Consider the following 23,167-nt stretch of genomic DNA (forward strand, 5'->3'; position numbering starts at 1 on the left):
GCGGGAGCGGCCGGCAGCCGGGCGGGGCTTCGCCCGGCTGTCGCCTGCCCGTTCTCGAAGAGCCGTTGAGAGGACCACGAGTCGCGGCAGTGCATGTCCTCGTGCGCCAGGAGGCCGACATCAGGTCGGCAGGGGACTCGATCGGTCGGAAGGGCTCTCAGCCCCCCAACTGCGTCCGGAGCCACTGCTCCACTTCCCCCACGTGCGCGGCCGCGGCCGCCCGGGCCGCCTCCGGGTCGTGGGCCACCAGCGCGCGGTGGATCGCCGTGTGTTCCCGGCGGGTGCGCTCGAAGGCGCCCTCCTCCTGATAGCCGCGCCACACCCGGGCTCGGAAGGTGCGGGAGGAGAGGCCCTCCAGGATGGCGGCCATGGTCTCGTTGCCGGCGGCCGTGGCGATCTCGCGGTGGAAGGCGAGGTCGTGGGCGATGATCTCGTCCGGGTCGTCCGTGGCGTTCATCGCCATCAAGTGCTTCTCGACCTCGGCCAGTTGGTCCGGGGTGATGCGGGCCGCCGCCAGTGCCGTGGCCGTCGACTCCAGGATGCGGCGGACCTCCAGGAGCTCCACCAGACGCGGGCCCCGGGACAGGTCGGCGACGACGCCGAACGTCTCCAGCAGATCGCCGGCCTCCAGCTGGGTGACGTAGATGCCGGAGCCGTGGCGGGCCTCCAGCACGCCGAGCACGGTGAGGGCGCGGATCGCCTCCCGCATCGAGCTGCGGGAGATGCCCAGCTGGACGGCGAGGTCGCGCTCGGTGGGCAGGCGCTGGCCCGGCTCCAGCCTGCCCTCCGCGATCAGCGCCTTGATCTGCTCGATGGCGCGTTGGGTCACGGTGCCCTTCTGCGGGGCTGTCTCGTCCACGCCATTCCTCCACTCACCGGGTGCGCCGCAGTCTAACCGGCGATGTGGTCGGACCACTATGGCTCGAATCCGTGAAAATCTGCCGCTGGAGGGTGTTGTTCTGGCCGAGTGGTCTGATAAGTATGCGGTCATCTGCTCGAACACGCTCAACGAGGAGCCGCCAGATGCCCGGCAGAACAGTGGGGAAGCGGAACAGGTTTCGCATGGTCTCAGTGATGGTGGTGGCCGCGAGCGCCTCGCTCGCGCTCGCCGCGTGCGGCAGCACCAAGGACACCGGGGGCTCCGGTAGTGCGGGAGGCGGCGGCACCGGCAAGGTCGGGGTGATCCTGCCCCTGCTGACCTCGCCGTTCTGGCAGTCGTACAACGACTACGTGCCGAAGATGGCGAAGTCCGAGGGCGTCGACGCGCTGAAGACGGTCAACTCCAACAGTGACCCCTCGCAGCAGATCACCGACATCAACAACCAGCTCAACCAGGGCGTCAAGGGCCTGGTCGTGGCCCCGCTCGACAGCGCCGCCATCGAGGCGGGCCTCGACCAGGCCGAGCGCAAGGACGTGCCGGTCGTCGCTGTCGACGTGGCGCCGGACAAGGGCAAGGTCGCGATGGTGGTGCGCGCCGACAACGTCGCGTACGGCACGAAGGCCTGCGACTACCTGGGCCAGCACGTCACCAGCGGCAAGGTCGTGCAGATCATGGGCGACCTGGCCTCGGTCAACGGCCGGGACCGTTCGGAGGCGTTCCGGTCCTGCGTGAAGAAGAAGTACCCCAAGCTGAAGGTCCTGGAGATCCCCGCCAAGTGGGAGTCCGACACGGCCGCTTCGAAGCTCGACACCCTGCTGAACGCCAACCCCGACATCAAGGGCATCTACATGCAGGCCGGCGGCGTCTACCTCGCGCCCACCCTGCAGACCCTGAAGTCGAAGAACATGCTGAAGACGGCGGGCCAGAAGGGCCACATCGTCATCGTCTCCAACGACGGCATCCCGCAGGAGTTCGACGCCATCCGCAAGGGCGAGATCGACGCGACCGTCTCCCAGCCGGCCGACGCCTATGCCAAGTACGGCATGTACTACATCAAGGCGGCGATGGAGGGGAAGACCTTCAAGCCCGGCCCGACCGACCACGACTCGACCATCGTCAAGCTGCCCAGCGGCATCCTCGAGGACCAGCTGCCGGCCCCACTGGTCACCAAGTCCAACGTCGACGACCCCAAGCTCTGGGGCAACACGGTCAAATGAGTACGCCACTTGTTGAGGCGCGGGACATCGTCAAGCGCTACGGCCCCACCACCGCCCTCGCGGAGGGCAGGCTCACCGTGCTGCCCGGCGAGTCCCACGCCCTCGTCGGCCGCAACGGCGCCGGCAAGTCGACCCTGGTCCGGATCCTGACCGGCCTGGAGGCGCCCGACGAGGGCACGGTCCGCTTCGACGGTGAGCCCGCGCCCCCGCTCGCCGACCGCGACGCATGGCGCCGCAAGGTGGCCTGCGTCTACCAACACCCCACCGTAGTCCCTGAGTTGACGGTCGCCGAGAACCTCTTCATCAACCGTCAGCCGCAGCGCCGGGGCTTCATCAGCTGGCGTCGGCTGAGGAGCGAGGCGACCGCCCTTCTCGACACCTGGGACGTGCACGTCGACCCCGAGGCGCGCACCGCCGACCTCAAGGTCGAGGACCGTCAAATGGTGGAGATCGCACGGGCGTTGAGCTTCGGCGCCCGCTTCATCATCCTCGACGAGCCGACCGCCCAGCTCGACAACCGCGAGATCGAGCGGCTCTTCGACCGGATGCGCGGCCTGCAGGACTCAGGTGTCACCTTCCTGTTCATCTCCCACCATCTGCAGGAGGTCTACGAGGTCTGCCAGACCGTCACCGTCCTGCGCGACGCGCGCTGGATCACCACGGCCCCGGTCGCCGACCTGCCGAGGGCGGCGCTGATCGAGGCCATGGCGGGGGAGTCCATCGAGACCATCGCCGAACAGGCCGTACAGGAAGGGCTCGTCGACGACAGCGCGCCCGTCCTCCTCGACGCACGCGGGCTCACCTCGGAGGCGTACGAGGACATCGACCTGACCGTCCGGCGCGGCGAGGTCGTCGGGCTCGCCGGGTCCAGCGCCAGCGGCAAGATCGAGCTGGCGGAGGCCTTCGCGGGCCTGCGCACACCCACCGCCGGATGGGCCCGACTCGACGGCGAGCGGCTGAAGTTCGGCTCGGTGCAGGCCGCCCTGGAGGCAGGCGTCGGGTGCGTCCCGCGCGACCGGCACGAGCAGGGCCTGGTGCGCTCCATGACCATCGGCGACAACGCCACCATGAGCGTCCTCGACCGGCTCGGCCGCTTCGGCTTCATCGGCACCGACCGCAAACGCGGCTTCGCCACCGAGCTGATCGACCGCCTCGACATCCACACCGAGGGCCCCGAGCAGCCGGTCTCCGACCTGTCCGGCGGCAACGCGCAGAAGGTCGTCATGGCCCGTGCCCTCGCCTCCGACCCGACGCTCCTCGTCCTCATCAACCCCACCGCGGGCGTCGACGTGAAGTCCAAGGAGTCCCTGCTCGCCCGCGTGGACACCGCCCGCGAGGACGGCACCGCGGTGCTCGTCGTCTCCGACGAACTCGACGACCTGCGGCGCTGCGACCGCGTCCTCGTCCTCTTCCACGGCCGCGTCGTCGCCGAGCATCCGGCGGGCTGGCGCGACCACGAGCTGATCGCCTCCATCGAAGGAGTGGACCATGGCTGACACCAAGGCGGCCGAACCGCTCGCACCGCCGAGCGCCCCCGTCGCGCGGTCGGCCAAGACGGTACTGCTGCGCCGGGCCCGCGAACTGGCCCTCGTACCCGCCCTGTTGCTGCTGATGGTGCTGGGCGCGGTGGTCAACGACGCGTTCCTCACCGAGCGCAACCTGATCTCGATCCTCGGTGCCTCCGCCGCGCTCGCGATGGTCGTGCTCGCCGAGTCGCTCGTCCTGATCACCGGCAAGTTCGACCTGTCCCTCGAATCGGTCGTCGGTATCGCCCCCGCCGTCGGGGCCCTCCTCGTGCTGCCCTCCGCGCAGTCCGGCTGGGGTACCGAACTCCCCGCCGGACTCGCCCTGTTCGCGATCCTCCTGGTGGGCGGAGCCGTCGGCGCCTTCAACGGCATCCTCGTCGTCAAGTTCAAGCTCAACGCCTTCATCGTGACGCTCGCGATGCTGATCGTCCTGCGCGGGCTGCTGGTCGGCGCGACCAAGGGCAAGACCCTGTTCGGCATGCCCGACAGCTTCTACACCCTGGCCACCAGCACCTTCCTCAACGTCCCGATGTCCATATGGCTGGCGGCGGTCGCCTTCGCCGTCGCCGGGCTCGTCCTGAAGTACCACCGCATAGGACGCGCCCTCTACGCCATCGGCGGCAACGCGGACGCGGCCCGCGCGGCCGGTATCCGCGTCGAGCGGGTCATGCTCGGCGTGTTCGTCGTGGCGGGCGTGCTCGCGTCCGTCGGCGGGATCATGCAGACCGGGTACGTCGGCGCCATCAGTGCCAACCAGGGCCAGAACATGATCTTCACCGTGTTCGCGGCGGCGGTCATCGGCGGCATCAGCCTCGACGGCGGCAAGGGCACCATGTTCGGCGCCCTGACCGGCGTACTCCTCCTCGGGGTCGTGCAGAACCTGCTCACCCTCGCCCAGGTGCCGTCCTTCTGGATCCAGGCCATCTACGGCGGAATCATCCTGGTCGCCCTCATGATCGCCCGTGTGACGACGGGCCGCGCCCAGGACTGACACCGACACCGTTCTCTGTCACCGACCGAAAGGCCCTCCGTGTCCCCGACGCCCGTCCGCATCACAGCGGTCGACACCCACGACATCCGGTTCCCGACCTCGCGCGAGCTCGACGGCTCCGACGCGATGAACCCGGATCCCGACTACTCGGCCGCGTACGTCGTACTGCGCACCGATGCCGAGGACGGTCCGGAGGGGCACGGCTTCACCTTCACCATCGGGCGGGGCAACGAGGTCCAGGTCGCCGCGATCCACGCGCTGCGCCACCACGTGGTCGGACGGTCGGTCGACGAGCTGTGTGCCGACCCGGGAGCGGTCTACCGGGACCTCATCGGGGACAGCCAACTGCGCTGGCTGGGGCCCGAGAAGGGCGTGATGCACATGGCGATCGGCGCGGTCATCAACGCCGTGTGGGACCTCGCCGCCAAGCGCGCCGACAAGCCCCTGTGGCGGCTGCTCGCCGAGGCCGACCCCGAGTGGCTGGTCTCGCAGATCGACTTCCGCTACCTGACGGACGCGCTCACGCCCGAGGAGGCGCTGGACATCCTGCGCCGCGGCCGACAGGGCGCCGCCGAGCGCATCCCCCGCCTGCTGGAGCGCGGCTACCCGGCGTACACCACCTCCGCCGGCTGGCTCGGCTACAGCGACGAGAAGCTCACCCGCCTCGCCGCCCAGGCCGTCGCCGACGGATTCACACAGATCAAGCTGAAGGTCGGCGCCGACCTCGACGACGACATCCGCCGCTGCCGGGTCGCCCGTGCGGTCGTCGGCCCGGACATTCGTATGGCGATCGACGCCAACCAGCGCTGGGACGTCGACGAGGCGATCCGCTGGACCAAGGCCCTCGCCGAGTTCGACCTGTACTGGGTCGAGGAACCCACCAGCCCCGACGACGTCCTCGGCCACGCGGCGATCCGCGAGGCCGTCGCCCCGGTCAAGGTCGCCACCGGCGAGCACGTCCAGAACCGCATCGTCTTCAAGCAGCTCCTCCAGGCCGGCGCCCTCGACGTCGTCCAGATCGACGCGGCCCGCGTCGGCGGCGTCAACGAGAACCTCGCCATCCTCCTGCTCGCCGCCAAGTTCGGCGTACCGGTCTGCCCGCACGCCGGCGGCGTGGGCCTGTGCGAACTCGTCCAGCACCTCTCGATGTTCGACTACGTGGCGGTCACCGGCACCACCGAGGACCGGGTCATCGAGTACGTCGACCATCTGCACGACCACTTCCTCGACCCGGTGGTGATCCGCGAGGGTCACTACACGGCACCCACCGCACCCGGTTTCTCGGCGGCCATGCGTCCCGAGTCGATCGCGCGGTACACCTTCCCCGACGGCGACTTCTGGGTCGCCGACCTCGACGAGAAGAAGGGACAGGCCGCATGAGCGACTTCGAGGGCCTCAAGGCCCTGGTCACGGGCGGCGCCTCCGGCATCGGACGGGCCACGGCCGACCTCCTGGCCGCCCGCGGCGCCCAGGTCGCCGTCCTCGACCTCGACCCCTCCTCGGTCGAGAAGCCGCTGCTCGGCTTCCGGGCCGACGTCAGCGACGACACCTCCGTACGGGAGGCGGTGGCCGCCGCGGTCGCCGAGCTGGGCGGCCTCGACGTACTGGTCAACAACGCGGGCATCGGCGCCCAGGGGACGGTGGAGGACAACGACGACGCCGAGTGGCACCGGGTCCTCGACGTCAACGTGGTCGGCATGGTGCGCGTGGCCCGCGCGGCCCTCCCACACCTGCGGGAGTCGCAGCACGCGGCGATCGTCAACACCTGCTCGATCGCCGCCACGGCAGGCCTGCCACAGCGCGCGCTGTACAGCGCGACGAAGGGCGCCGTGTACTCCCTGACTCTCGCGATGGCCGCCGACCACGTCCGCGAGGGCATCCGCGTCAACTGCGTCAACCCCGGTACGGCGGACACCCCCTGGATCGGCCGCCTGCTGTCCAAGGCCACCGACCCGGCCGCCGAACGCGCCGCCCTGGAGGCCCGCCAGCCCACCGGCCGTCTCGTCTCGGCATCCGAGGTCGCCGGTGCCATCGCCTACTTGGCGAGCCCCCTGTCCGGTGCCACCACCGGTACCTCCCTCGCCGTGGACGGCGGTATGCAGGGCCTTCGTCTGAGGCCGGTGGGCCAGTGAACCGGCTCGGCGGCAGCGAGGTCGAGGTCAGCCCGCTGGGCTTCGGCGGGGCGGTGATCGCCAGCCTCTACACCGAGGTCGGCGAGGAGCAGGCGCACGAGGCCGTTCAGGCCGCCTGGCAGCAGGGCATCCGCTACTTCGACACGGCCCCGCACTACGGCCTCGGACTGTCCGAACGCCGCCTCGGTGCGGCCCTGCGGGAGCACCCACGGGCGGAGTTCACGATCTCCACCAAGGTCGGCCGCCGCCTGGAGCCCTGGGACGGCGGCGGAGACGACCTGGCCAACGGCTTCGCGGTGCCCGCCACCCATCGCCGTGTGTGGGACTTCAGCGCGGACGGCGTACGGCGCACCCTGGAGGCCGCCCTCGAACGGCTCGGCCTCGACCGCGCCGACGTCGTCTACATCCACGACCCCGACGACCACGCCGAACAGGCTTTCCGGGAGGCGTACCCGGCCCTGGAGAAGCTCCGCTCCGAGGGCGTGGTCGGCGCGATCGGCGTCGGCATGAACCAGGCCGAGATGCTGACCCGCTTCCTTCGCGACACGGACGTCGATGTCGTCCTGTGTGCCGGCCGCTACACGCTCCTCGACCAGCGCGCGCTCAGCGAACTCCTGCCGGCGGCGCAGGAGCGGGGCAGGTCCGTCGTGATCGGCGGCGCCTTCAACTCCGGTCTGCTGGCGGACCCGAAACCGGGAGCGACGTACAACTACGCGGCAGCTCCTGTCGAGTTGCTGGACCGTGCCCTGCACCTGAAGGCGATCGCGGACCGCCACGGCACGACCCTGCGGGCCGCGGCCCTGGCCTTCTGTGCGGCGCATCCGGCGGTCGCGAGCGTACTCGTCGGCGCGCGCTCGGCCGGGGAAGTCCGGGACGCCGCGGAGCAGTTCGCGGCCGATGTGCCCGCCGCCTTCTGGCAGGAACTGCGCGCCGAGGAACTCCTGCCCGCCGAGGCCCCCGTCCCCAGCGAGGAATCGTCATGAGAGTCGCCCTGCACACCAAGGTCCGCGCGGACCGCATCGCCGAGTACGAGGCCGCCCACCGCGAGGTTCCGAAGGAGCTGACGGACGCCATCCGCGCGGCCGGCGCGACCTCCTGGACCATCTGGCGCAGCGGCACCGACCTCTTCCATGTCCTGGAGTGCGAGGACTACGGCCGCCTCCTCGCCGAGCTCGAGAAACTCCCGGTCAACGTCACCTGGCAGGCCCGCATGGCGGAGCTGCTGGACGTCGTCCACGACTACTCCGACGACGGCGCGGACGCGGGGCTGCCCGTGGTCTGGGAGCTGCCATGACGGTGGACGCCCACCACCACGTCTGGGACCTGTCGGTCCGGGACCAGGACTGGATTCCCGAACACAGCCCGATCCGCCGCAACTTCACGGTCGCTGATCTGGAACCGGAGGCCCGCGCGGCCGGCGTCGACCGCACGGTCCTCGTCCAGACGATCACCGTCCCGGAGGAAACCCCGGAGTTCCTCGCCCTGGCCGCCTGCCACGACCTGATCGCCGGCGTCGTCGGCTGGACCGACCTCACCCGCCCCGACATCACCGACGAACTCGCCCGCCTGCGCGAACTGCCCGGGGGCGCGTACCTCAAGGGCATCCGCCACCAGGTCCAGGGCGAACCGGATCCCGAGTGGCTGCTACGCCCGGACGTACGCCGAGGCCTGACGGCGGTGGCGGAGGCGGGCCTGGTCTACGACCTGGTGGTCCTGCCCCACCAACTCCCGGCATGCGCCAAGGCGGCCGCGTCCCTCCCCCACCTCACCTTCGTCCTCGACCACTTGGGCAAGCCCCCTGTCGTCTCCGGCACCCTGCAGCCCTGGACCTCCGACCTCCACGCCCTCGCCGCCCAGCCCAACACGGTCGCGAAACTGTCGGGGCTGGTCACCGAGGCCGACCCCGACTCCTGGACGGTGGACGACCTCCGCCCCTACGCGCAGGTCGCCCTGGAGTGCTTCGGGCCCGAGCGACTGATGTTCGGCTCCGACTGGCCGGTGTGCACCCTGGCCGCGTCATACGCCCAAGTCGCCGATTCCACCGTGGAGTTGGTGGTCAACCTGAGTGACAGGGAGCGAGCGGAGGTGTTCGGAGAGACCGCGGCCCGGGTGTACGGCCTGTGAGGGCTCAGGACCGCCGGCTCACCCCTGACAACCGCGTGGGCGGCAGATACTCCCGCACGAACGTCCGCTCCCAGCACGCCCCCGTCTCCCGCAACTCCCGCCAACTCGTGTACCGGTACCGGAACAGTCGCGCCCGGATGAAGCGAGGCGGGGCGTCCGGGGGGAACGGGGAGTGGCGGAGGAGTCGTAGGGTGTCCCGGTCGTTCTCCAGGAGCCGTTCCACCAGCGTGCCGAACCACGAGCCGGCGTAGGACGGGGAGAGCGCGGCGAACCACATCAGCCAGTCCAGGCGGAGGTGGTACGGGGCGAACTGACGTGGCCAGTGCCGTGGATCGCCCGGCTTGCCCCTGAACTCGTACTCCCGCCAGTCCGAGTCCTCGCGCGGCACGTCGTCGGAGGTGCCCTCGATCACCACCTCGTACCGGAGCCGGCTGACGCTGCCGAACGCGCCGTAGGTGTTGACCAGATGGAGCGGGTCGAAGGAGCGGTTCATGACCTGGCGGCGGGAGATCATGTTCGCGACCGGGTGGTAGCTCAGGCCGATGAGCAGGGCGGCTGTCGCGAGGACCAGGACCTCGTACCAGAGCGGGGCGTTCGGCACGGACGGTGCGTCGGCCGGGAGCCGTAGCGCGGACGCGGCCAGCACGATGGTGATCCAGTTCAGCCAGGAGAAGTTGCCGGACAGGACCAGCCAGAGCTGTGTGACGATCATCAGGGAGGCTGCCGCGGTGGCCACCGGTTGCGGGGCGAACAGGAGGACGGGGACGACGAGTTGGGTGACGTGGTTCGCGGCCACCTCGACCCGGTGCGCGGGCCTCGGCAGATGGTGGAAGAACCAGCTCAGCGGGCCCGGCATCGGCTGGGTCTCATGGTGGTAGTCCAGGCACGTCAGCTTTCGCCAGCAGGCGTCGCCGCGCATCTTGATCAGGCCCGCGCCGAACTCGACCCGGAAGAGGATCCAGCGCAGCAGGAACAGGACGACGAACGGGGGAGCGATGTCGTCGTTGCCGAGGAACACGGCGAGGAAGCCGACCTCCAGGAGCAGGGACTCCCAGCCGAACGCGTACCAGGTCTGGCCCACGTTGACGATCGAGAGGTAGAGCGCCCAGGGGATCAGCCACAGCGACATCCCGGCCCACAGCGGGAGTGAGGAGTCCAGGCCCGCCAGCAGTGCCGCCGACACCGCGCAGCCCGTCCACGCGCAGGCCGCGAAGAAGCGGTCGGAGTAGTGGAGTTGGAACAGGCTCGGCGCCCGCCTGAAGTGCACCCGTTCCGTGAAGCGCGGGACCGGGAGCATGCCGCGCTCGCCGATCAGCGCGCGGAACTGCAGAGCCGCCGTGAGGAAGGCCACGAGGTACACACCGGCCAGAGCCCGCTGGAAGACCAGCCGGCTCATCCAGTAGTCGGGTGTGGTGAACCAGTCCACGGCCGTGCCCTCCCACTCCAGTGTCGCGCCGGAACCCTGTGTCACGCTCCGTGTAACCATCCTCCGCTTGCGTAACCCGAGTGAGTGAAGCAGACAATAGTGACGAATTGCCTGAAGTGAGGCAGGAGGACAAGGTGCGGAGAGTCACCGGAACCCTCGTCACCGCCTGCGCGCTCTCGGTGGCGCTCTTCGTCGCCGGCTGCGGCGGCAACGGCGACCAGGCCACGAGGGCGGACAGCGAGAGCGGAGAGGTCTTCCTGCAGCCGGTCGCGGCCCAGGGACCGGACCCGTTCACCGAATCCACCGACACTTCGCCGGCCGCCCCGTCGCCGGCTGCCCGGCCGCCGCAGTCGACCCCGACGGGCACCTCCCGGGCCGTGCGGTCGATCTCCGGCTCCACCCCCGGCCTCTACGGCGGCACGGAGCGCGTCGGCAGCTGCGACGTGAACCGGCAGATCGACTACCTGACCTCCGACCCGTCCAAGGCCCGGGCCTTCGCTCAGGCCGAGGGCATCTCCCAGGCCTCCGTCCCGGACTATCTGCGCGGCCTCGCCCCCGTCGCGCTGCGCGCCGACACCCGCGTCACCGACCACGGCTTCCGCGGCGGCCGACTCACCAGCTTCCCGTCCGTACTCCAGGCCGGCACCGCCGTCCTGGTCGACAACCGGGGCGTCCCCCGCGTGCGCTGCGCCTGCGGCAATCCGCTGCAGCCGCCCGTCGCCGAGCAGGGGCGCCACGGCACCAACGGACACCCCTGGTCCGGCTACCGGCCCACCCAGGTGATCGTCGTGACCCCGGCGCCCCAGGTCGTCACCAACATCACGATCATCAACGTCGTCAACAACACCTGGATCGAGCGGCCCATCGGGCACGACGTCCATCACGACCACGTCGTACCGCCGCCGGACCCTCCGACATCGACCGCGACATACACGAGGACTCCCACTCCGAGCCCCGACGGCAGCCGGTCCAGCGCCGGTCCCGGCAACACCACCAGTGCCTCGCCGAGCGAGGAGTCCTCGGCTCCGCCGTCCGCACCGGCCACCGACTGCGTGAGGCCGACCGCGACCGTCACGCCGGGCGCCACCACCGGCGTCGTACCGACGGGGAAGCCGTACACACCGCCCACCGGCTGCCCGACGGCGACGGTGACCGCCACCCCGCCGACGAGCACCTCGGCCACCGTGCCCGGGAAGCCCCACACGTCTCGGACCCCCTCCGCCGACATCGGCCCGCAGACGGTGCCCGACACCCCCGACCAGCCCGACGGCGGCGGACTGATCCCCGACGACACCACCACCGGCAGCATCTTCGACAGCCCCACCGACGTCTTCGGCGGCTGAGCGGGGCATGCCTCCGGCCCGAACTCCTGCGAACCAACCCTGTCGTCCCGGTCGAAGAATCGGTCAAACCCTGGCAAGGTGGCCCCATGGTTGATCGGGGAGCGAGCGCCCTGTCACTCCCGGACGACTGGCCCGCCCACCCGGATCCGATCCTGGCGCTCAACCGCATGGGCAGTTTCGACTGGGACCTGGACAGCGGCCTGTTCCACATGGACGCCCAGGCCCACGAGGTCTTCGACCTGCGCCCCGACGAGTACGACGACCACCCCGAGACCCTCGCGATCCGCGTCCCGCCCGCGGAGGCCTACCGGCTCGACGCCCTGGTCGCCCAAGCCCTGAAGGACGGCAGCGAGAACTACGGCGCCTACCTCCGCATCCGCCGCCGCGACGGGAGCCTGCGCTGGACCCACACGCAGGGCTACATCCGGCGCGACGAGACGGGCCGCCCCCGCAGGATCATCGGCATCGTCCGGGACGCGACCGACGAACTCGACGAACTCGCGGCCCGCCGGGAGCAGGCCGACCAGGCCGCGGCCCGGCGCGACCAGACCAACGTCGTCCAGCTCACCACGGCCGCCCTCGCCCACGCCCGCACCGTCCAGGACGTCATCGACGTCCTCAAGGACACCCACGGCCTGACCCATCTCGGCGCCACCAGCCTGGTCATGGGCCTGGTCGAGGCCGGCCGCATCCGGCTGATCGCCGAGGGGCCGGAGGGCAGCTTCGTGCCCGGCACCCTGGTCACCCGTATAGACGACCCCTACCCGATGAGCGAGGTCGTACGGACCCTCATGCCCCGCTTCATCGAGTCACCGGAGGAGTTCGCGAAGGGCTACCCCGTCCTGTGGCCGCACATCACCGACCTGAACATCACCGCGGCCGCCTATCTCCCGCTGATCGTGCAGGCCCGCCCGATCGGCGCCATGGGCCTCCTCTACAGCGACCGGCGCGGCTTCTCGCCCGAGGACCGCAACGTCCTGCTCGCCCTGGGCAGCAGCATCGCGCAAAGTCTGCAGCGGGCCACCTTCTACGAGCAGGAGAAGGACGTCGCCAGCGGCCTCCAGCAGGCCATGCTGCCGCGCACCATCCCCAGCGTGCGGGGCGCCGACGTCGCCGTCCGCTACCGCTCGGGCGCCCTCGGCCGGGACATCGGCGGCGACTGGTACGACCTGATCCCGCTGCCCGGCGGCCGGGTCGGCGCCGTCATCGGCGACGTCCAGGGCCATGACACGCACGCGGCCGCCGTCATGGGTCAGCTGCGCATCGTGCTGCGCGCCTACGCCGCCGAGGGGCACACCCCGGCCACCGTGATGGCCCGCGCCTCCGTCTTCCTCCGCGAACTCGACACCGATCGCTTCGCGACCTGCCTCTACGCCGAAGCCGACCTGTCCACCGGGGTCGTCCAGATGGTCCGGGCCGGCCACATCGACCCGCTGATCCGGGGCACCGACGGCAGCTGCCGCCGCGTCGCCGTCGAGGGCGGGCTCCCGCTGGGCCTGTCCGCCGAGTTCGGCAGTCTCGAATACCCGGTCGGCACCCTCGAACTCGACCCCGGACACACCCTCCTCCTGTGCACCGACGGTCTGGTCGAACAGCCCGGCGCCGACCTCGACGACGGCATGCAGACCCTCATCGCACTGGTCAAGGGCGGACCCGAAGACGTACGCGACCTCGCGGACTGCCTCATCGACGTCGCGGAGGAACGCGGCGGCGACGATGACGTCGCCCTGCTCCTGCTGCGCCGCCGCGGCCTGGACACCCCGCAGTCCGGCGGCCGGCTCCAGCAGCATGTGGCCCCCGGCGACCCGGAGGCCCTCACCCACGCCCGCCACATGATCCGGGCCGCCGTCCGGGCCTGGGGCGCCAGGGACCGCGCCGACGAGGTCGAACTGGTCGCCGACGAGCTGATCACCAACGCCCTGATGCACACGGAAGGCTCGGCGATCGTCACCCTCAGGATCCTCACCGGCAGCGACCGCCGACTGCGCGTCGAGGTCGAGGACTCCTCCAGCGCCCTGCCGCGCCGCCGTGAGGCGGGCGAGTCGGGCGTCTCCGGCCGGGGCCTGCTTCTGGTCGACCTGCTCACGGACGTGTGGGGTGTGGAGGCGCGGGGCGGCGGCAAGTGCGTGTGGTGCGAGTTCCTGGTGGGGGCTCACACCTGACCCGCCTGGCGCCGTCGGTGGCGGGTGGCACTCTGGACGTATGCCGGAACTCCCCGAGGTCGAAGCACTCAAGGACTTCCTGACCGAGCACCTGGTCGGGCACGAGATCGTGCGCGTGCTGCCGGTCGCGATCAGCGTCCTGAAGACCTACGACCCTCCGCTCGGCGCGCTCGAGGGCCGCGAGGTCACCGCCGTGCGCCGATACGGCAAGTTCCTCGACCTCGCCACCGACGGCGGCCCGCACCTCGTGACCCACCTCGCCCGCGCCGGCTGGCTCCACTGGAAGGACCGGCTCCCCGACGGCCCGCCCCGCCCCGGCAAGGGACCCCTCGCCCTGCGGGTCGCCCTGGAGACCGGCGAGGGCTTCGACCTCACCGAGGCCGGCACCCAGAAACGCCTCGCGGTCTACGTCGTCCAGGACCCGCAGGAGGTCCCGGGCATCGCCCGCCTCGGTCCGGACCCGCTCGCCGACACCTTCGACGAGCAGGCGTTCACGGACCTCCTCGGACCCGAGAGACGCCGGCTCAAGGGCGCCCTGCGCGACCAGAGCCTGATCGCCGGGGTGGGCAACGCCTACAGCGACGAGATCCTGCACGCCGCGAAGATGTCCCCCTTCAAACTCGCCGCGTCCCTCACACCCGAGGAGACCACCCGCCTCTACGAGGCCCTGCGCACCACGCTCACCGAGGCGGTCGAGCGCTCCCGCGGCGTGTCGGCCGGCCGCCTCAAGGCCGAGAAGAAGAGCGGCCTCCGCGTCCACGGCCGCACCGGCGAGCCCTGCCCGGTCTGCGGCGACACCATCCGGGAGGTCTCCTTCAGCGACTCCTCCCTCCAGTACTGCCCGACCTGCCAGACGGGAGGTAAGCCACTGGCGGACCGGAGGATGTCGCGGTTGCTGAAGTAGATCGCCGGTGGGGCGATCAGCGGGCGTGGCCCTTGGTGTGTTCTTCCCTGCCCTTGGGCTTGTCCTCCCGGGCGGCCTGGTGGTCGTTCGGAGGAGGTCCGGTGGTGGCGGGGGAGACGGACGGTGCCGTCGGGTTCGAGTCGGCGGAGGGTGTCCTCGCTGTGCCGGTCCCGTCGGGGGGCGCGGAGGCGACCGCCGATGACGTCGCAGAGACGGGCGTCGAAGGGCCCTGGACGTCGCCCGAGTCGAGTGTCGCCCCGAGCGCGGCGGCCCCGGCGAACAACGCCACGGCACCGGCGCCCACCGCGGCCTTCACGGCCAGTCGGCCGCGGCCGCGCGGGCGGGAGTGGGAGGCGCGGGCGACGGAGGGGGACGGCACCGACGAGGGTCCGGTGTGCGGAGCGGACCCCACGGAGGCCACGGACCGGTGGGCGGTGGTGCCCGGGTCGGGCGGCATCGGCCCGTGGGCGGTGTCGGCGGCTGGTCCGGCCGTGGCGGACGGCGGGGGCGGCACCGGCCGGTGGGCCGTGACGCTGCCCGGCTCGGCCGGAGTGAGTGGCACGCGCCGGTATGCGGTGGAGGCGGTCCGTCCGCCCGAGGCCGACCTCCGCGCCAACGCCCCCAGCCAGTCGGCCGCCTCCGCCGCGCCGGGCCGTGCCACCGGGTCCTTGGCCAGGAGGCACAGCACGTAGTCGGAGAGGGGGCGGGGTGTCTCGGCGCGCAGTCGGACCGGCGGCAGCGGAGCCGCGTCGACGTGCTGCTGCACCACGGCGAGCGAGGTCGCGCCCCGGAACGGCGGGCGGCCGGTGAGGAGTTCGTACAGGACGCAGCCCAGCGAGTACATGTCGACGGAGGGCCGGGCGGGCCGCCCCAGGGCCCGCTCCGGAGCGAGGTAGTCGGCGGTGCCCAGGACCTTGCCGGTCGCGGTCGCCGCGCCCGCCGCCTCGTCGGCGAAGCGGGCGATGCCGAAGTCGGTGATCTTGACGGTGCCGTCGGTCGTGACCATCGCGTTGGCCGGCTTGATGTCCCGGTGGATCACGCCCTGTTGGTGTGCCGCCGTGAGCCCGGCCGCCATCTGGGCCGCGAGCCCGGCCGCCTCGCAGGGGGGCAGGGCGCCGCGCAGGGAGCGTTCCTGGGCCAGGCTCCAGCCGTCGACGAGCTCCATGACGAGGTAGGGCCGGCCGTCATGGTGTGCGCCGAAGTCGTACACGCCGACGACGTTCGGGTGGTTGAGGCGGCCCGCGATCCGTGCCTCCAGGCGGAACCGCTCCGTGTCCGCGGCCTCCTCCATCCGCAGCACCTTGACCGCGACCGGGCGGACGAGGAGCCGGTCGGTGGCTCGCCACACGTCACCCATGGCCCCGCGCCCCAGCAGTTCGTCCAGCGCATAGCGGTCCGCCAACAACACCAGTGCACCCATCCCGAATATCCCGGCAACACCACGACACAGCGCAACAGCGGACCGTACTGTCACACCCGTGAACAGGTTCGACATCGAAACGGACCTGGTGCGTTCCCTCCTGCACGAGCAGCACCCGGACCTCGCACCGCTCGCCCTGTGCGAGGTCGATGGCGGCTGGGACAACCAACTGTGGCGGCTGGGACCGGAGTTGGGCGTGCGCATCCCGTGCACCGACCGGGCCTCGGACCTCCTGCGCAAGGAGCACCAGTGGCTGCCTCTGCCGGCCCCCCGACTGCCGCTGCCGGTCCCGACCCCCGTACGCATCGGCGAACCCTCGGCGCGCTTCCCGAGCCCCTGGAGCGTGGCGCGATGGGTGCCGGGCGAGCCCGCCGACGATGTCCCCGTCAGCCGGGGCGAGCAAGCGGCCGACACCCTCGCGGAATTCCTCAGGGCCCTGCACCAACCCGCGCCCCCCCGAAGCTCCCGTGAGCCCGGACCGTGGTCTTCCTCTCAGGTTCCTGGCGCGGCACTTCCCCGAGGACCTGGACCCCTTCGCCGCCCGCGTCCCGGTCGCCGACCTCCGGCAGGTGTGGGACGAGGCGGTCGAGGCGCCGGAGTGGCAGGGCCCGCCCCTTTGGCTGCACGCCGACCTCCACCCCGCGAACGTCGTCGTCGCCGACGGAACCCTCTGCGGTGTGATCGACTTCGGTGACCTCTGTGCCGGGGACCCGGCGACGGACCTCTGCGCGGCCTGGCTGCTGCTGCCGGCAGGAGCGGCGGGCCGGTTCTTCGAGGCCTACGGAGCCGCGGACGAGGCGACGATCCGACGCGCTCGCGGCTGGGCCGTGCTGCGCGCCCTGGGTCTCATCCGTATCGGCCAGGCCTGGGAGCGGGGGCTTCCGGGCGGCAAGCGCACCTGGGGTCCCGCGGGCTGGGCGACACTCGAGCGAGTGCCGGCGGACCGGTGAACCGTATCCGCAACAGCCGTTTCCTCAACGGGGGTTCAACGTCACCAGATGCTGGCCCTGTGCCGTACGCACCTCGTACCTGACGATCTCGTCGGTGTGCATCGCGGTGCTGCCCCGCATGGTGATCGGGCGGGCGTCATGGCTCGGGACGGTCCAGCTGGTGACGGTCTGCTCGGAGCCGTCGTCGCCGATGGCGATCAGCCGACAGGAGCGAGGGCCCGCGGCGTCCTTCACCTCCAGCGTGACGTCGCTGCCCATGTCCTCGTCCGCCGTCGTGATCCGCGCCCACACGCCGGTCTTCGCGTCGGTCGCCGCGATCTGCACGGCGTGGTGGTTTCCGCCGGCCGCGAGCATCATGACCCCGGGCCCTGCCGCGGCGATGGCCACCGAGGCGGCCAGGCCGTAGAGGAAGCGGCGCCGGGTGGCCCGGTGCCGAGTCGCCACCGCGCCCATCAGCCGGTCGAGGAGCTGGGGGCCGGGCCGGGTCATGGGGCTCACGAACCTCGGCGTCGCCCGGCGGTACAGCATCATCTGCCGGGTGACGGGTCCGAACTCGGTCACGTGAGCGGCGCAGCGCGCACACTCCATGAGGTGGTCCTCGAAGCGGAAGGCGTCCGCCTCGTCCAGCACGCCGAGCGCGTACGCGGCGACGTCGCGGTGCGTTTCCTGGGACCTCATGCCGAATCCTCGTGCCGTTGGGTGCGGGGTGGGTTACTCCTTGCTCCCACCGGTACGCACCAGACCGCTGATTCACTCAAGGCACACACAGAATCGTGAACCTTGGGATTCGTAGCGGTACGGCCCGAGGATTGGTCCGAATCGAAGAGAGTCTAAAAAAGGTGGATGGCGAGATGACCGAGGGGCAGCCCGAGCTGCCACGCCTTCGTCCACACCTTCGGACCTTCGTCCTCGCCGACCCCTACGGCCCCGCCCGGCACCGCGTTCAGGTCGGGCGCGAGCAACTCGGTCTCCTCCAGCCAGCGCCAGGCCGCCTCCGCCAGATCCAGGTCCGGCGCGGGGGCGCAGGACTCGGCCGCCACGGCGGCGAGATCCGCCAGCCGCTCCCGCACCCAGTCCTGCCACGGCTGGTCATAGGCGGTCAGCGACAGCCAGGTCTCCAGCTGGGTGACCACCCGGATGCCGGAGAGTTCGCCGTCCGTGTCCGAGAGGAAGATGGTCAGCGCGAGGGCGTCGCGCCCCGCGCGGAACTCCATGGACGTCGGCGGCATCAGATCGCCCGTCCTGAGCAGCTCGTCGGCGATGTACTCGGCGTACAACCAGGCCATGGGAATGACCAGTTCACCGCCGTCGGCGCCGTCCGTGCTCTCTTGACCTCTGTGCAGCATCCCTTCCTGCCTTCCTCCGGTGCGTGCGCGTCGCCCGACCCCGGGCCCATTGTGTGGACCCCGAGCCCCCCAGTCCGGAACACGGATGAGGACAGCTGATGGCCCAACAGGGGTCCTCAGCAAGGCGCTTTACGGAGGTTTGACTCAGCCCTCGGTTTCACCGCAGGTCGGCCGCATATCCGGGAAGCACCCGGCGCAGGGCGCGCAGCGCGTAGTACGCGCGGGACTTCACGGTACCGGGCGGAATCCCGAGGGCCTCGGCGGCTTCGGCCACACTCGCCCCCTGGAAGTACACGAGCACCAGGACTTCACGGTGCTCCGGAGTGAGTGTCTTCACAGCCTCGCGCACATCGAGGGCGGCGGCGGCCCGCTCGGCATGGTCGGCGATCACCCGCGCGTTCTCCAGCACCGCGTCCCCGACCTCGGCCGGCCGCGCCTGCCGGGCCCGCCGCGCGTCGATCGCGAGCCGCCGTCCGACGGTCATCAGCCACGGCCGTACGGAGTCGAAGTCGTCGGCGCGCAGCGCCTCGGGATGCTGCCAGGCGCGGACGAGGGTCTCCTGCACGAGGTCCTCGGCGCGTTGCCGGTCGCCGTCACAGAGCCGGAGGAGGAGCGCGAAGAGGGGCCGGCCGTGCTCCCGCTGCAGTGCGGCGAGCTCGTGCTCGGCGGTCGTCCCGTTCGTGAGGGTGGTTCCGGCCGTCATGCGCGTATGGCATCGCAGGGGGCCGTTTCGGGACAGGCCCCGCGCCGGGATCTGCGGCGGACGGTCGATCGCGTCGACGAACGGTACGACGAACGGTCCCCGGTGCCCGGTACGGATGGCTCCGGGTGTCCCCTCCCCGCGTGCCGGACGGGTTAATCGGCGGGTCGGAGCCGGGGGCGACTCGCTCCACTCCGTACGGTTTGTCAGCAAATATGACCAACATGGGGTGAGCTGATGATTGCACGCAGACGGCAGGTTGCCCTGGCCCTCACGGCCATCCTCGCCGGGGGCGCCGCCTGCCAGGCCCAGCACCACCAAGCGGCGTCGAAGGCCGGGCCCCCGGCTCCGGCCCGCGGATTCACGCTCGTCGCCTCCGGTGACGTACTCCCGCACAGCTCGATCATCGACCGCGCACTCTTCGACGGCGGCGGCACCGCCTACGACTTCCGGCCGATGCTGGCCGGCGTCAAACCCGTCGTCTCCCGCGCCGACCTGGGGCTGTGCCACATGGGGACCGTCTACGGGGCGAACGGCGACTACACCGGCTACCCCACCTTCAAGTCCCCGCCCGAGGTCGCCCAGGGCCTCGCCGCCACCGGCTACGACGACTGCTCCACCGCCTCCAACCACACCCTCGACGACGGCGCCGAGGGCATCCGCCGCACTCTCGACGCCCTCGACCGCGCAGGTGTACGGCACGCCGGCTCGGCCCGCACCGAGGCCGAGGCGCGCACCGTCACCCTCCTGCGTGCGGGCCCGGCGAAGGTCGCCCACCTCGCCTACACCTACGACACCAACGGCTTCCCCCTGCCCGTGGGTGAGCCCTGGGCCGTCAACCTCATGAACGAGAACCAGATCATCACGGACGCCCGGGCCGCCCGGAAGGCGGGCGCCGACGTGGTCGTCGTCTCCCTGCACTGGGGCACCGAGTGGCAGGACCAGCCCGACCGGCAGCAACTCGCCCTGGCTCAGCAGCTCACGGCCTCCCGCACCGGCGGCCGGCCCGACATCGACCTCATCCTCGGCACCCATGCCCATGTCCCGCAGGCGTACGAGAAGGTCAACGGCACCTGGGTCGTCTACGGCATGGGCGACCAGATCGCCGGTGAGATGTTCAACCACGAGGGCGTGCAGGACCCGCGCGGCAACCAGTCGACCATCGGCCGCTTCACCTTCGTGCCGCCCGGCCGCCCGGGAGGCCGCTGGGAGGTGACCAGGGCCGAGTTCATCCCGCAGCTGTTCGACATCGACGCCGGGCGGGTGGTGAACCTCAACCGGGCGATCGAGCAGGGCGCCGACGTCGAGGGCGTACGGGACCGAATCCGGGACGTCGTCCTCAGCCGGGGCGCGGCGAAGGACGGGCTGGTGATGGGGGAGTAGGGCGGTTCGCTCCGGTCCGGTTCAGTCCACGTCCACGTGGTCGAAGGTCCGCAGCATCTCCTTCAGCACGTGTACGCACGCGCGCAGTTCGGCCTCGGTCAGCCCGCCCCCGACCTGCCGGTTCAGGGCGTGCTCGCGCTCCAGGATCGCGGTGATGACGGTCTCGCCCTCGTCCGTGATCCGGATCAGCGAGGACCGCTGGTGCGCGGGATTGGGCGTGGCCTCCGCCCAGCCCCGGTCCATCGCGTCGTTGACCATGCGCTGGACGAACTGCCGGGTCAGCGTCATGACCCGGCCCATCTGAGGCACCGTCATGGGTCCGTACCGGTGCAGCAGGACCAGGACGGAGCGCACGCCGACGGAGACCCCCTCGACCTCCTCGCCCTGTTCGAGCTTGCGCAGACCGCGCCGGTAGAGCGCGCCGATCAGGTCGAACACTTCGCTGACGCGATGGCCGAGATCGTCGGGTGGCAGGGGCGCGTCGATGTCGTTCACCCGCCCATCATGCACCGGATCATCATGACAACTGGGTTGTCAAAGTCGAGCGAAGATGACACCTTGGTTGTCATGACAGTTGCTTCGGAACTGAGCTACTACACCTCCACCGACGGCGACCTCGCCTACCGTGACACCGGTAGCGGCGATCTCGTGGTCCTGCTCCACTCCGGGTACGTCGACCACCGTGTCTTCGAGGCCCAGACGCCGGCCCTCGTCGCAGCGGGGTACCGGGTGGTCGCCGCGGACGTCCGCGGCCACGGCTGGTCGGCCAACGCGAGCGAGCCCTTCCGCTGGGCCGACGATCTCGCCGGCCTGCTCCAGCACCTCGACGCCGGTCCCGCGGTCCTGGTCGGGGTGTCGATGGGCGGGGCCGTCGCGAGCGACACCGCGATCGAGTACCCGGAGCTGGTCCGGGCGATCGTCCTCAGCGGAGCCACGACCAGCGACTTCCAGTACACCGACCCGCGCACCCTGGAGTTCGTGACGGAGTCCGCCCGACTGCTGCACTCCGGCGACATCGAGGCCTGGCTGAAGGTGTTCCTGCAAGCGGTGGCCGGCCTGAACCGCACGGTCGACGACGTCGACCCGGCCATCCTGGAGCGGTTGAGCGAGATGGCCCTGCACACCATCGCCAAGCACACACCGGGCGAACGGAACTGGCACGTGCCGATGACCGACCCCCGGCCCCGGGCCCCGAAGATCGACGTCCCGGTGCTCACCGTCAACGGCGCCCTCGACTCGCCCGACCTGATCGCCGACGCCGAGCGCTTCGCCCGTACCGTCCCGAATGGGCGCTCGGTGCTCGTCGAGGGCACCTCGCACTACCCGAACATGGAGAGCCCCGAGGAGTTCAACGCCCTGCTCCTCGACTTCCTCCACGCCCTCTGACGCCCGGCCGGCGCCGGCGGTGAGGAAAAGGAGACGAGGGGCGCGGGACCCGCCGTACCGTTGGCCGCGGTCCCGGCGAGGATGCTGCGTCTTCTGGGGCGAAACGCCCCCGAACCCCCGGTGCCCGCGCCGATGATGCCGCCTGCGTCGATCGCGGTCGGCCGCCAATAGGGCAGCATGCTGCCACACGGCACCTTACGAAGGCGGAGAAGATGACCACCGGGGCCCATCCCCTCGACCACGAACTCATCCAGGCCGCGGCCCATGTCGCCCGCACGCGTTGCAGGGGCGACAACCACACCATGGCGGCCGCCGCCCGCGCCCGGGACGGGCAGATCGTCACCGCGGTGAACGCCTACCACTTCACCGGAGGCCCGTGCGCCGAACTGGTCCTCATCGGTGCGGCAGCCGCGCAGGGCGTCTACGAGCTGGACACGATCGTCGCCGTGGGCGACCGCGACCGGGGAGTCGTTGCCCCGTGCGGCCGGTGCCGTCAGGTACTCCTCGACTACTTCCCGGCCATCGAGGTGATCGTCGGGGAAGGCGACCGCGTCCGCGCCGTCCCCGTCACCGACCTGCTGCCCGAGAGCTACGTCTGGGCCGACCACCAGCTCGACGCCGGGTCCGCATGAGGGCCGTGGGCAGCCAGGTCGCGTACTGGAACGGTGTCGGCGCGACGAAGACGTTCACGCACCCCGTGCACCACAGTTGGCTGGCGGGGGTGGGCCGGGACGCCCGGATCCTGGACTACGGCTGCGGGTACGGTCGTGTGACGGCCGAGCTGAAGGACCGCGGGTTCAGCGATGTGTCCGGGGTCGATCCGTCTTCCGGTCTGGTCGAGCGCGGCCGTCGATCGAGGCCGGACCTGCGCCTCGACGTACTGCGGTCCCCGCCGACTCTGCCCCACCCGTCGGCGAGCGTTGACGTCGTCCTGCTCTTCGCGGTGCTCACCTGCGTCCCCGACGCGGCGGCACAGCGCGCCCTCGTCGCCGAACTGGTCCGCGTCCTGGCCCCCGGCGGGTTGCTGTACGTCAGCGACATGACCCTGCAGGACGACGAACGCAACCGGGAACGCTACACCGCCCACGCCCGCCGATTCGTCACCCCGTACGGGGTGTTCGCCACCGACGACGGCTCCGTGTGCCGGCACCACGACATCACCGAGCTGCGTGCCCTCCTTGCGGACGTCGACCTCGTGGCCGAGCGCCGGATCGACGTCGTCACGATGAACGGCCACCGGTCCCAGGGGGTGCAACTGCTGGCCCGCAAGCGCTGAG

22 protein-coding genes and 1 pseudogene are annotated in these 23,167 nt (G+C 71.1%); 16 read left to right on the plus strand and 7 right to left on the minus strand.

What is annotated here, in order from left to right; genetic code table 11:
• Positions 1 to 157: 157 nt before the first annotated feature.
• Positions 158 to 859: a FadR/GntR family transcriptional regulator gene (locus ACWC09_RS13045; RefSeq protein WP_450850584.1), complete on the minus strand. Its 702-nt coding sequence runs from the start codon at positions 857 to 859 to the stop codon at positions 158 to 160.
• A gap of 164 nt (positions 860 to 1,023) precedes the next feature.
• Here ACWC09_RS13045 and ACWC09_RS13050 point away from each other — a divergent pair, with 164 nt between their 5' ends.
• From ACWC09_RS13050 to ACWC09_RS13085, 8 genes are read left to right on the plus strand one after another with little or no spacing between them, the layout of a single operon-like run.
• Positions 1,024 to 2,097 (plus strand): sugar ABC transporter substrate-binding protein, encoded by a 1,074-nt coding sequence (locus ACWC09_RS13050; protein ID WP_450850585.1) that lies wholly within the window; start codon positions 1,024 to 1,026, stop codon positions 2,095 to 2,097.
• Positions 2,094 to 3,593: a sugar ABC transporter ATP-binding protein gene (locus ACWC09_RS13055; RefSeq protein WP_450850586.1), complete on the plus strand. Its 1,500-nt coding sequence runs from the start codon at positions 2,094 to 2,096 to the stop codon at positions 3,591 to 3,593. The genes ACWC09_RS13050 and ACWC09_RS13055 overlap by 4 nt, the downstream gene beginning before the upstream one ends.
• The gene (locus ACWC09_RS13060; protein ID WP_450850587.1) at positions 3,586 to 4,614 is read left to right on the plus strand and encodes an ABC transporter permease; all 1,029 of its coding nucleotides are present in this window, start codon (positions 3,586 to 3,588) and stop codon (positions 4,612 to 4,614) included. Before ACWC09_RS13055 ends, ACWC09_RS13060 begins: the two co-directional genes overlap by 8 nt.
• 39 nt (positions 4,615 to 4,653) lie before the next feature.
• Complete coding sequence (locus tag ACWC09_RS13065) at positions 4,654 to 5,994, plus strand: L-fuconate dehydratase (protein WP_450850588.1); 1,341 nt, start codon at positions 4,654 to 4,656, stop codon at positions 5,992 to 5,994.
• On the plus strand, positions 5,991 to 6,746 hold the full coding sequence (locus ACWC09_RS13070; RefSeq protein WP_450850589.1) for an SDR family NAD(P)-dependent oxidoreductase: 756 nt from the start codon (positions 5,991 to 5,993) through the stop codon (positions 6,744 to 6,746). Before ACWC09_RS13065 ends, ACWC09_RS13070 begins: the two co-directional genes overlap by 4 nt.
• On the plus strand, positions 6,743 to 7,729 hold the full coding sequence (locus ACWC09_RS13075; RefSeq protein WP_450850590.1) for an aldo/keto reductase: 987 nt from the start codon (positions 6,743 to 6,745) through the stop codon (positions 7,727 to 7,729). Before ACWC09_RS13070 ends, ACWC09_RS13075 begins: the two co-directional genes overlap by 4 nt.
• Positions 7,726 to 8,040: an L-rhamnose mutarotase gene (locus tag ACWC09_RS13080; RefSeq protein ID WP_450850591.1), complete on the plus strand. Its 315-nt coding sequence runs from the start codon at positions 7,726 to 7,728 to the stop codon at positions 8,038 to 8,040. The genes ACWC09_RS13075 and ACWC09_RS13080 overlap by 4 nt, the downstream gene beginning before the upstream one ends.
• Positions 8,037 to 8,870 carry an amidohydrolase family protein gene (locus ACWC09_RS13085; protein WP_450850592.1) on the plus strand — a complete coding sequence of 278 codons (834 nt, stop codon included), beginning with the start codon at positions 8,037 to 8,039 and terminating at the stop codon, positions 8,868 to 8,870. Before ACWC09_RS13080 ends, ACWC09_RS13085 begins: the two co-directional genes overlap by 4 nt.
• Before the next feature lie 4 nt (positions 8,871 to 8,874).
• Here the strand turns inward: ACWC09_RS13085 and ACWC09_RS13090 are convergent, their stop codons facing one another.
• The gene (locus tag ACWC09_RS13090; RefSeq protein WP_450850646.1) at positions 8,875 to 10,296 is read right to left on the minus strand and encodes a lipase maturation factor family protein; all 1,422 of its coding nucleotides are present in this window, start codon (positions 10,294 to 10,296) and stop codon (positions 8,875 to 8,877) included.
• Positions 10,297 to 10,430: 134 nt separating this feature from the next.
• Here ACWC09_RS13090 and ACWC09_RS13095 point away from each other — a divergent pair, with 134 nt between their 5' ends.
• From ACWC09_RS13095 to ACWC09_RS13105, 3 genes are all read left to right on the plus strand, one after another.
• Positions 10,431 to 11,639: a DUF6777 domain-containing protein gene (locus tag ACWC09_RS13095; protein WP_450850593.1), complete on the plus strand. Its 1,209-nt coding sequence runs from the start codon at positions 10,431 to 10,433 to the stop codon at positions 11,637 to 11,639.
• A gap of 86 nt (positions 11,640 to 11,725) precedes the next feature.
• Entirely contained in the window at positions 11,726 to 13,801 is a 2,076-nt protein-coding gene (locus ACWC09_RS13100) for a SpoIIE family protein phosphatase (RefSeq protein WP_450850594.1), read from the plus strand.
• A 40-nt stretch (positions 13,802 to 13,841) separates the two neighbouring features.
• Positions 13,842 to 14,705 (plus strand): Fpg/Nei family DNA glycosylase, encoded by an 864-nt coding sequence (locus ACWC09_RS13105; RefSeq protein WP_450850595.1) that lies wholly within the window; start codon positions 13,842 to 13,844, stop codon positions 14,703 to 14,705.
• Positions 14,706 to 14,721: 16 nt separating this feature from the next.
• Here the strand turns inward: ACWC09_RS13105 and ACWC09_RS13110 are convergent, their stop codons facing one another.
• Positions 14,722 to 16,125: a protein kinase domain-containing protein gene (locus ACWC09_RS13110; protein WP_450850596.1), complete on the minus strand. Its 1,404-nt coding sequence runs from the start codon at positions 16,123 to 16,125 to the stop codon at positions 14,722 to 14,724.
• 58 nt (positions 16,126 to 16,183) lie between these two features.
• Here ACWC09_RS13110 and ACWC09_RS13115 point away from each other — a divergent pair.
• Positions 16,184 to 17,075, plus strand: a pseudogene (locus tag ACWC09_RS13115) (aminoglycoside phosphotransferase family protein).
• Between the two features lie 24 nt (positions 17,076 to 17,099).
• Here ACWC09_RS13115 and ACWC09_RS13120 read toward each other — a convergent pair.
• From ACWC09_RS13120 to ACWC09_RS13130, 3 genes are all read right to left on the minus strand, one after another.
• Entirely contained in the window at positions 17,100 to 17,753 is a 654-nt protein-coding gene (locus ACWC09_RS13120; protein WP_450850597.1) for a zf-HC2 domain-containing protein, read from the minus strand.
• A gap of 152 nt (positions 17,754 to 17,905) precedes the next feature.
• Positions 17,906 to 18,421 (minus strand): hypothetical protein, encoded by a 516-nt coding sequence (locus ACWC09_RS13125; protein WP_450850598.1) that lies wholly within the window; start codon positions 18,419 to 18,421, stop codon positions 17,906 to 17,908.
• Between the two features lie 157 nt (positions 18,422 to 18,578).
• Positions 18,579 to 19,124 (minus strand): sigma-70 family RNA polymerase sigma factor, encoded by a 546-nt coding sequence (locus tag ACWC09_RS13130; protein ID WP_450850599.1) that lies wholly within the window; start codon positions 19,122 to 19,124, stop codon positions 18,579 to 18,581.
• Between the two features lie 234 nt (positions 19,125 to 19,358).
• On the opposite strand from ACWC09_RS13130, the gene ACWC09_RS13135 reads away from it, so the two are divergent.
• Positions 19,359 to 20,504: a CapA family protein gene (locus ACWC09_RS13135; RefSeq protein WP_450850600.1), complete on the plus strand. Its 1,146-nt coding sequence runs from the start codon at positions 19,359 to 19,361 to the stop codon at positions 20,502 to 20,504.
• A gap of 21 nt (positions 20,505 to 20,525) precedes the next feature.
• On the opposite strand, the gene ACWC09_RS13140 is transcribed toward ACWC09_RS13135, so the two are convergent.
• Positions 20,526 to 20,999, minus strand: coding sequence for a MarR family winged helix-turn-helix transcriptional regulator (locus ACWC09_RS13140; protein ID WP_450850601.1), 474 nt, complete (start codon positions 20,997 to 20,999; stop codon positions 20,526 to 20,528).
• 72 nt (positions 21,000 to 21,071) lie between these two features.
• Here ACWC09_RS13140 and ACWC09_RS13145 point away from each other — a divergent pair, with 72 nt between their 5' ends.
• The 3 genes from ACWC09_RS13145 (at position 21,072) to ACWC09_RS13155 (ending at position 23,166) form a co-directional block, all read left to right on the plus strand.
• The gene (locus ACWC09_RS13145; RefSeq protein WP_450850602.1) at positions 21,072 to 21,890 is read left to right on the plus strand and encodes an alpha/beta fold hydrolase; all 819 of its coding nucleotides are present in this window, start codon (positions 21,072 to 21,074) and stop codon (positions 21,888 to 21,890) included.
• 212 nt (positions 21,891 to 22,102) lie between these two features.
• Positions 22,103 to 22,522 (plus strand): cytidine deaminase, encoded by a 420-nt coding sequence (locus ACWC09_RS13150; protein ID WP_450850603.1) that lies wholly within the window; start codon positions 22,103 to 22,105, stop codon positions 22,520 to 22,522.
• Positions 22,519 to 23,166, plus strand: coding sequence for a class I SAM-dependent methyltransferase (locus ACWC09_RS13155; RefSeq protein ID WP_450850604.1), 648 nt, complete (start codon positions 22,519 to 22,521; stop codon positions 23,164 to 23,166). The genes ACWC09_RS13150 and ACWC09_RS13155 overlap by 4 nt, the downstream gene beginning before the upstream one ends.
• Position 23,167: the final 1 nt, after the last annotated feature.

Source organism: Streptomyces sp. NPDC001617 (assembly GCF_053596855.1).

What these genes read in the sequence shown, in the direction of transcription:
- ACWC09_RS13050 (WP_450850585.1), top strand. Translation starts at nt 1,024, where the DNA reads ATGCCCGGCAGAACAGTGGGGAAGCGGAACAGGTTTCGCATGGTCTCA.
- ACWC09_RS13055 (WP_450850586.1), top strand. Translation starts at nt 2,094, where the DNA reads ATGAGTACGCCACTTGTTGAGGCGCGGGACATCGTCAAGCGCTACGGC.
- ACWC09_RS13060 (WP_450850587.1), top strand. Translation starts at nt 3,586, where the DNA reads ATGGCTGACACCAAGGCGGCCGAACCGCTCGCACCGCCGAGCGCCCCC.
- ACWC09_RS13070 (WP_450850589.1), top strand. Translation starts at nt 5,991, where the DNA reads ATGAGCGACTTCGAGGGCCTCAAGGCCCTGGTCACGGGCGGCGCCTCC.
- ACWC09_RS13080 (WP_450850591.1), top strand. Translation starts at nt 7,726, where the DNA reads ATGAGAGTCGCCCTGCACACCAAGGTCCGCGCGGACCGCATCGCCGAG.
- ACWC09_RS13085 (WP_450850592.1), top strand. Translation starts at nt 8,037, where the DNA reads ATGACGGTGGACGCCCACCACCACGTCTGGGACCTGTCGGTCCGGGAC.
- ACWC09_RS13100 (WP_450850594.1), top strand. Translation starts at nt 11,726, where the DNA reads ATGGTTGATCGGGGAGCGAGCGCCCTGTCACTCCCGGACGACTGGCCC.
- ACWC09_RS13105 (WP_450850595.1), top strand. Translation starts at nt 13,842, where the DNA reads ATGCCGGAACTCCCCGAGGTCGAAGCACTCAAGGACTTCCTGACCGAG.
- ACWC09_RS13110 (WP_450850596.1), bottom strand. Translation starts at nt 16,125, where the DNA reads ATGGGTGCACTGGTGTTGTTGGCGGACCGCTATGCGCTGGACGAACTG.
- ACWC09_RS13120 (WP_450850597.1), bottom strand. Translation starts at nt 17,753, where the DNA reads ATGAGGTCCCAGGAAACGCACCGCGACGTCGCCGCGTACGCGCTCGGC.
- ACWC09_RS13125 (WP_450850598.1), bottom strand. Translation starts at nt 18,421, where the DNA reads ATGCTGCACAGAGGTCAAGAGAGCACGGACGGCGCCGACGGCGGTGAA.
- ACWC09_RS13130 (WP_450850599.1), bottom strand. Translation starts at nt 19,124, where the DNA reads ATGACGGCCGGAACCACCCTCACGAACGGGACGACCGCCGAGCACGAG.
- ACWC09_RS13135 (WP_450850600.1), top strand. Translation starts at nt 19,359, where the DNA reads ATGATTGCACGCAGACGGCAGGTTGCCCTGGCCCTCACGGCCATCCTC.
- ACWC09_RS13145 (WP_450850602.1), top strand. Translation starts at nt 21,072, where the DNA reads ATGACAGTTGCTTCGGAACTGAGCTACTACACCTCCACCGACGGCGAC.
- ACWC09_RS13150 (WP_450850603.1), top strand. Translation starts at nt 22,103, where the DNA reads ATGACCACCGGGGCCCATCCCCTCGACCACGAACTCATCCAGGCCGCG.
- ACWC09_RS13155 (WP_450850604.1), top strand. Translation starts at nt 22,519, where the DNA reads ATGAGGGCCGTGGGCAGCCAGGTCGCGTACTGGAACGGTGTCGGCGCG.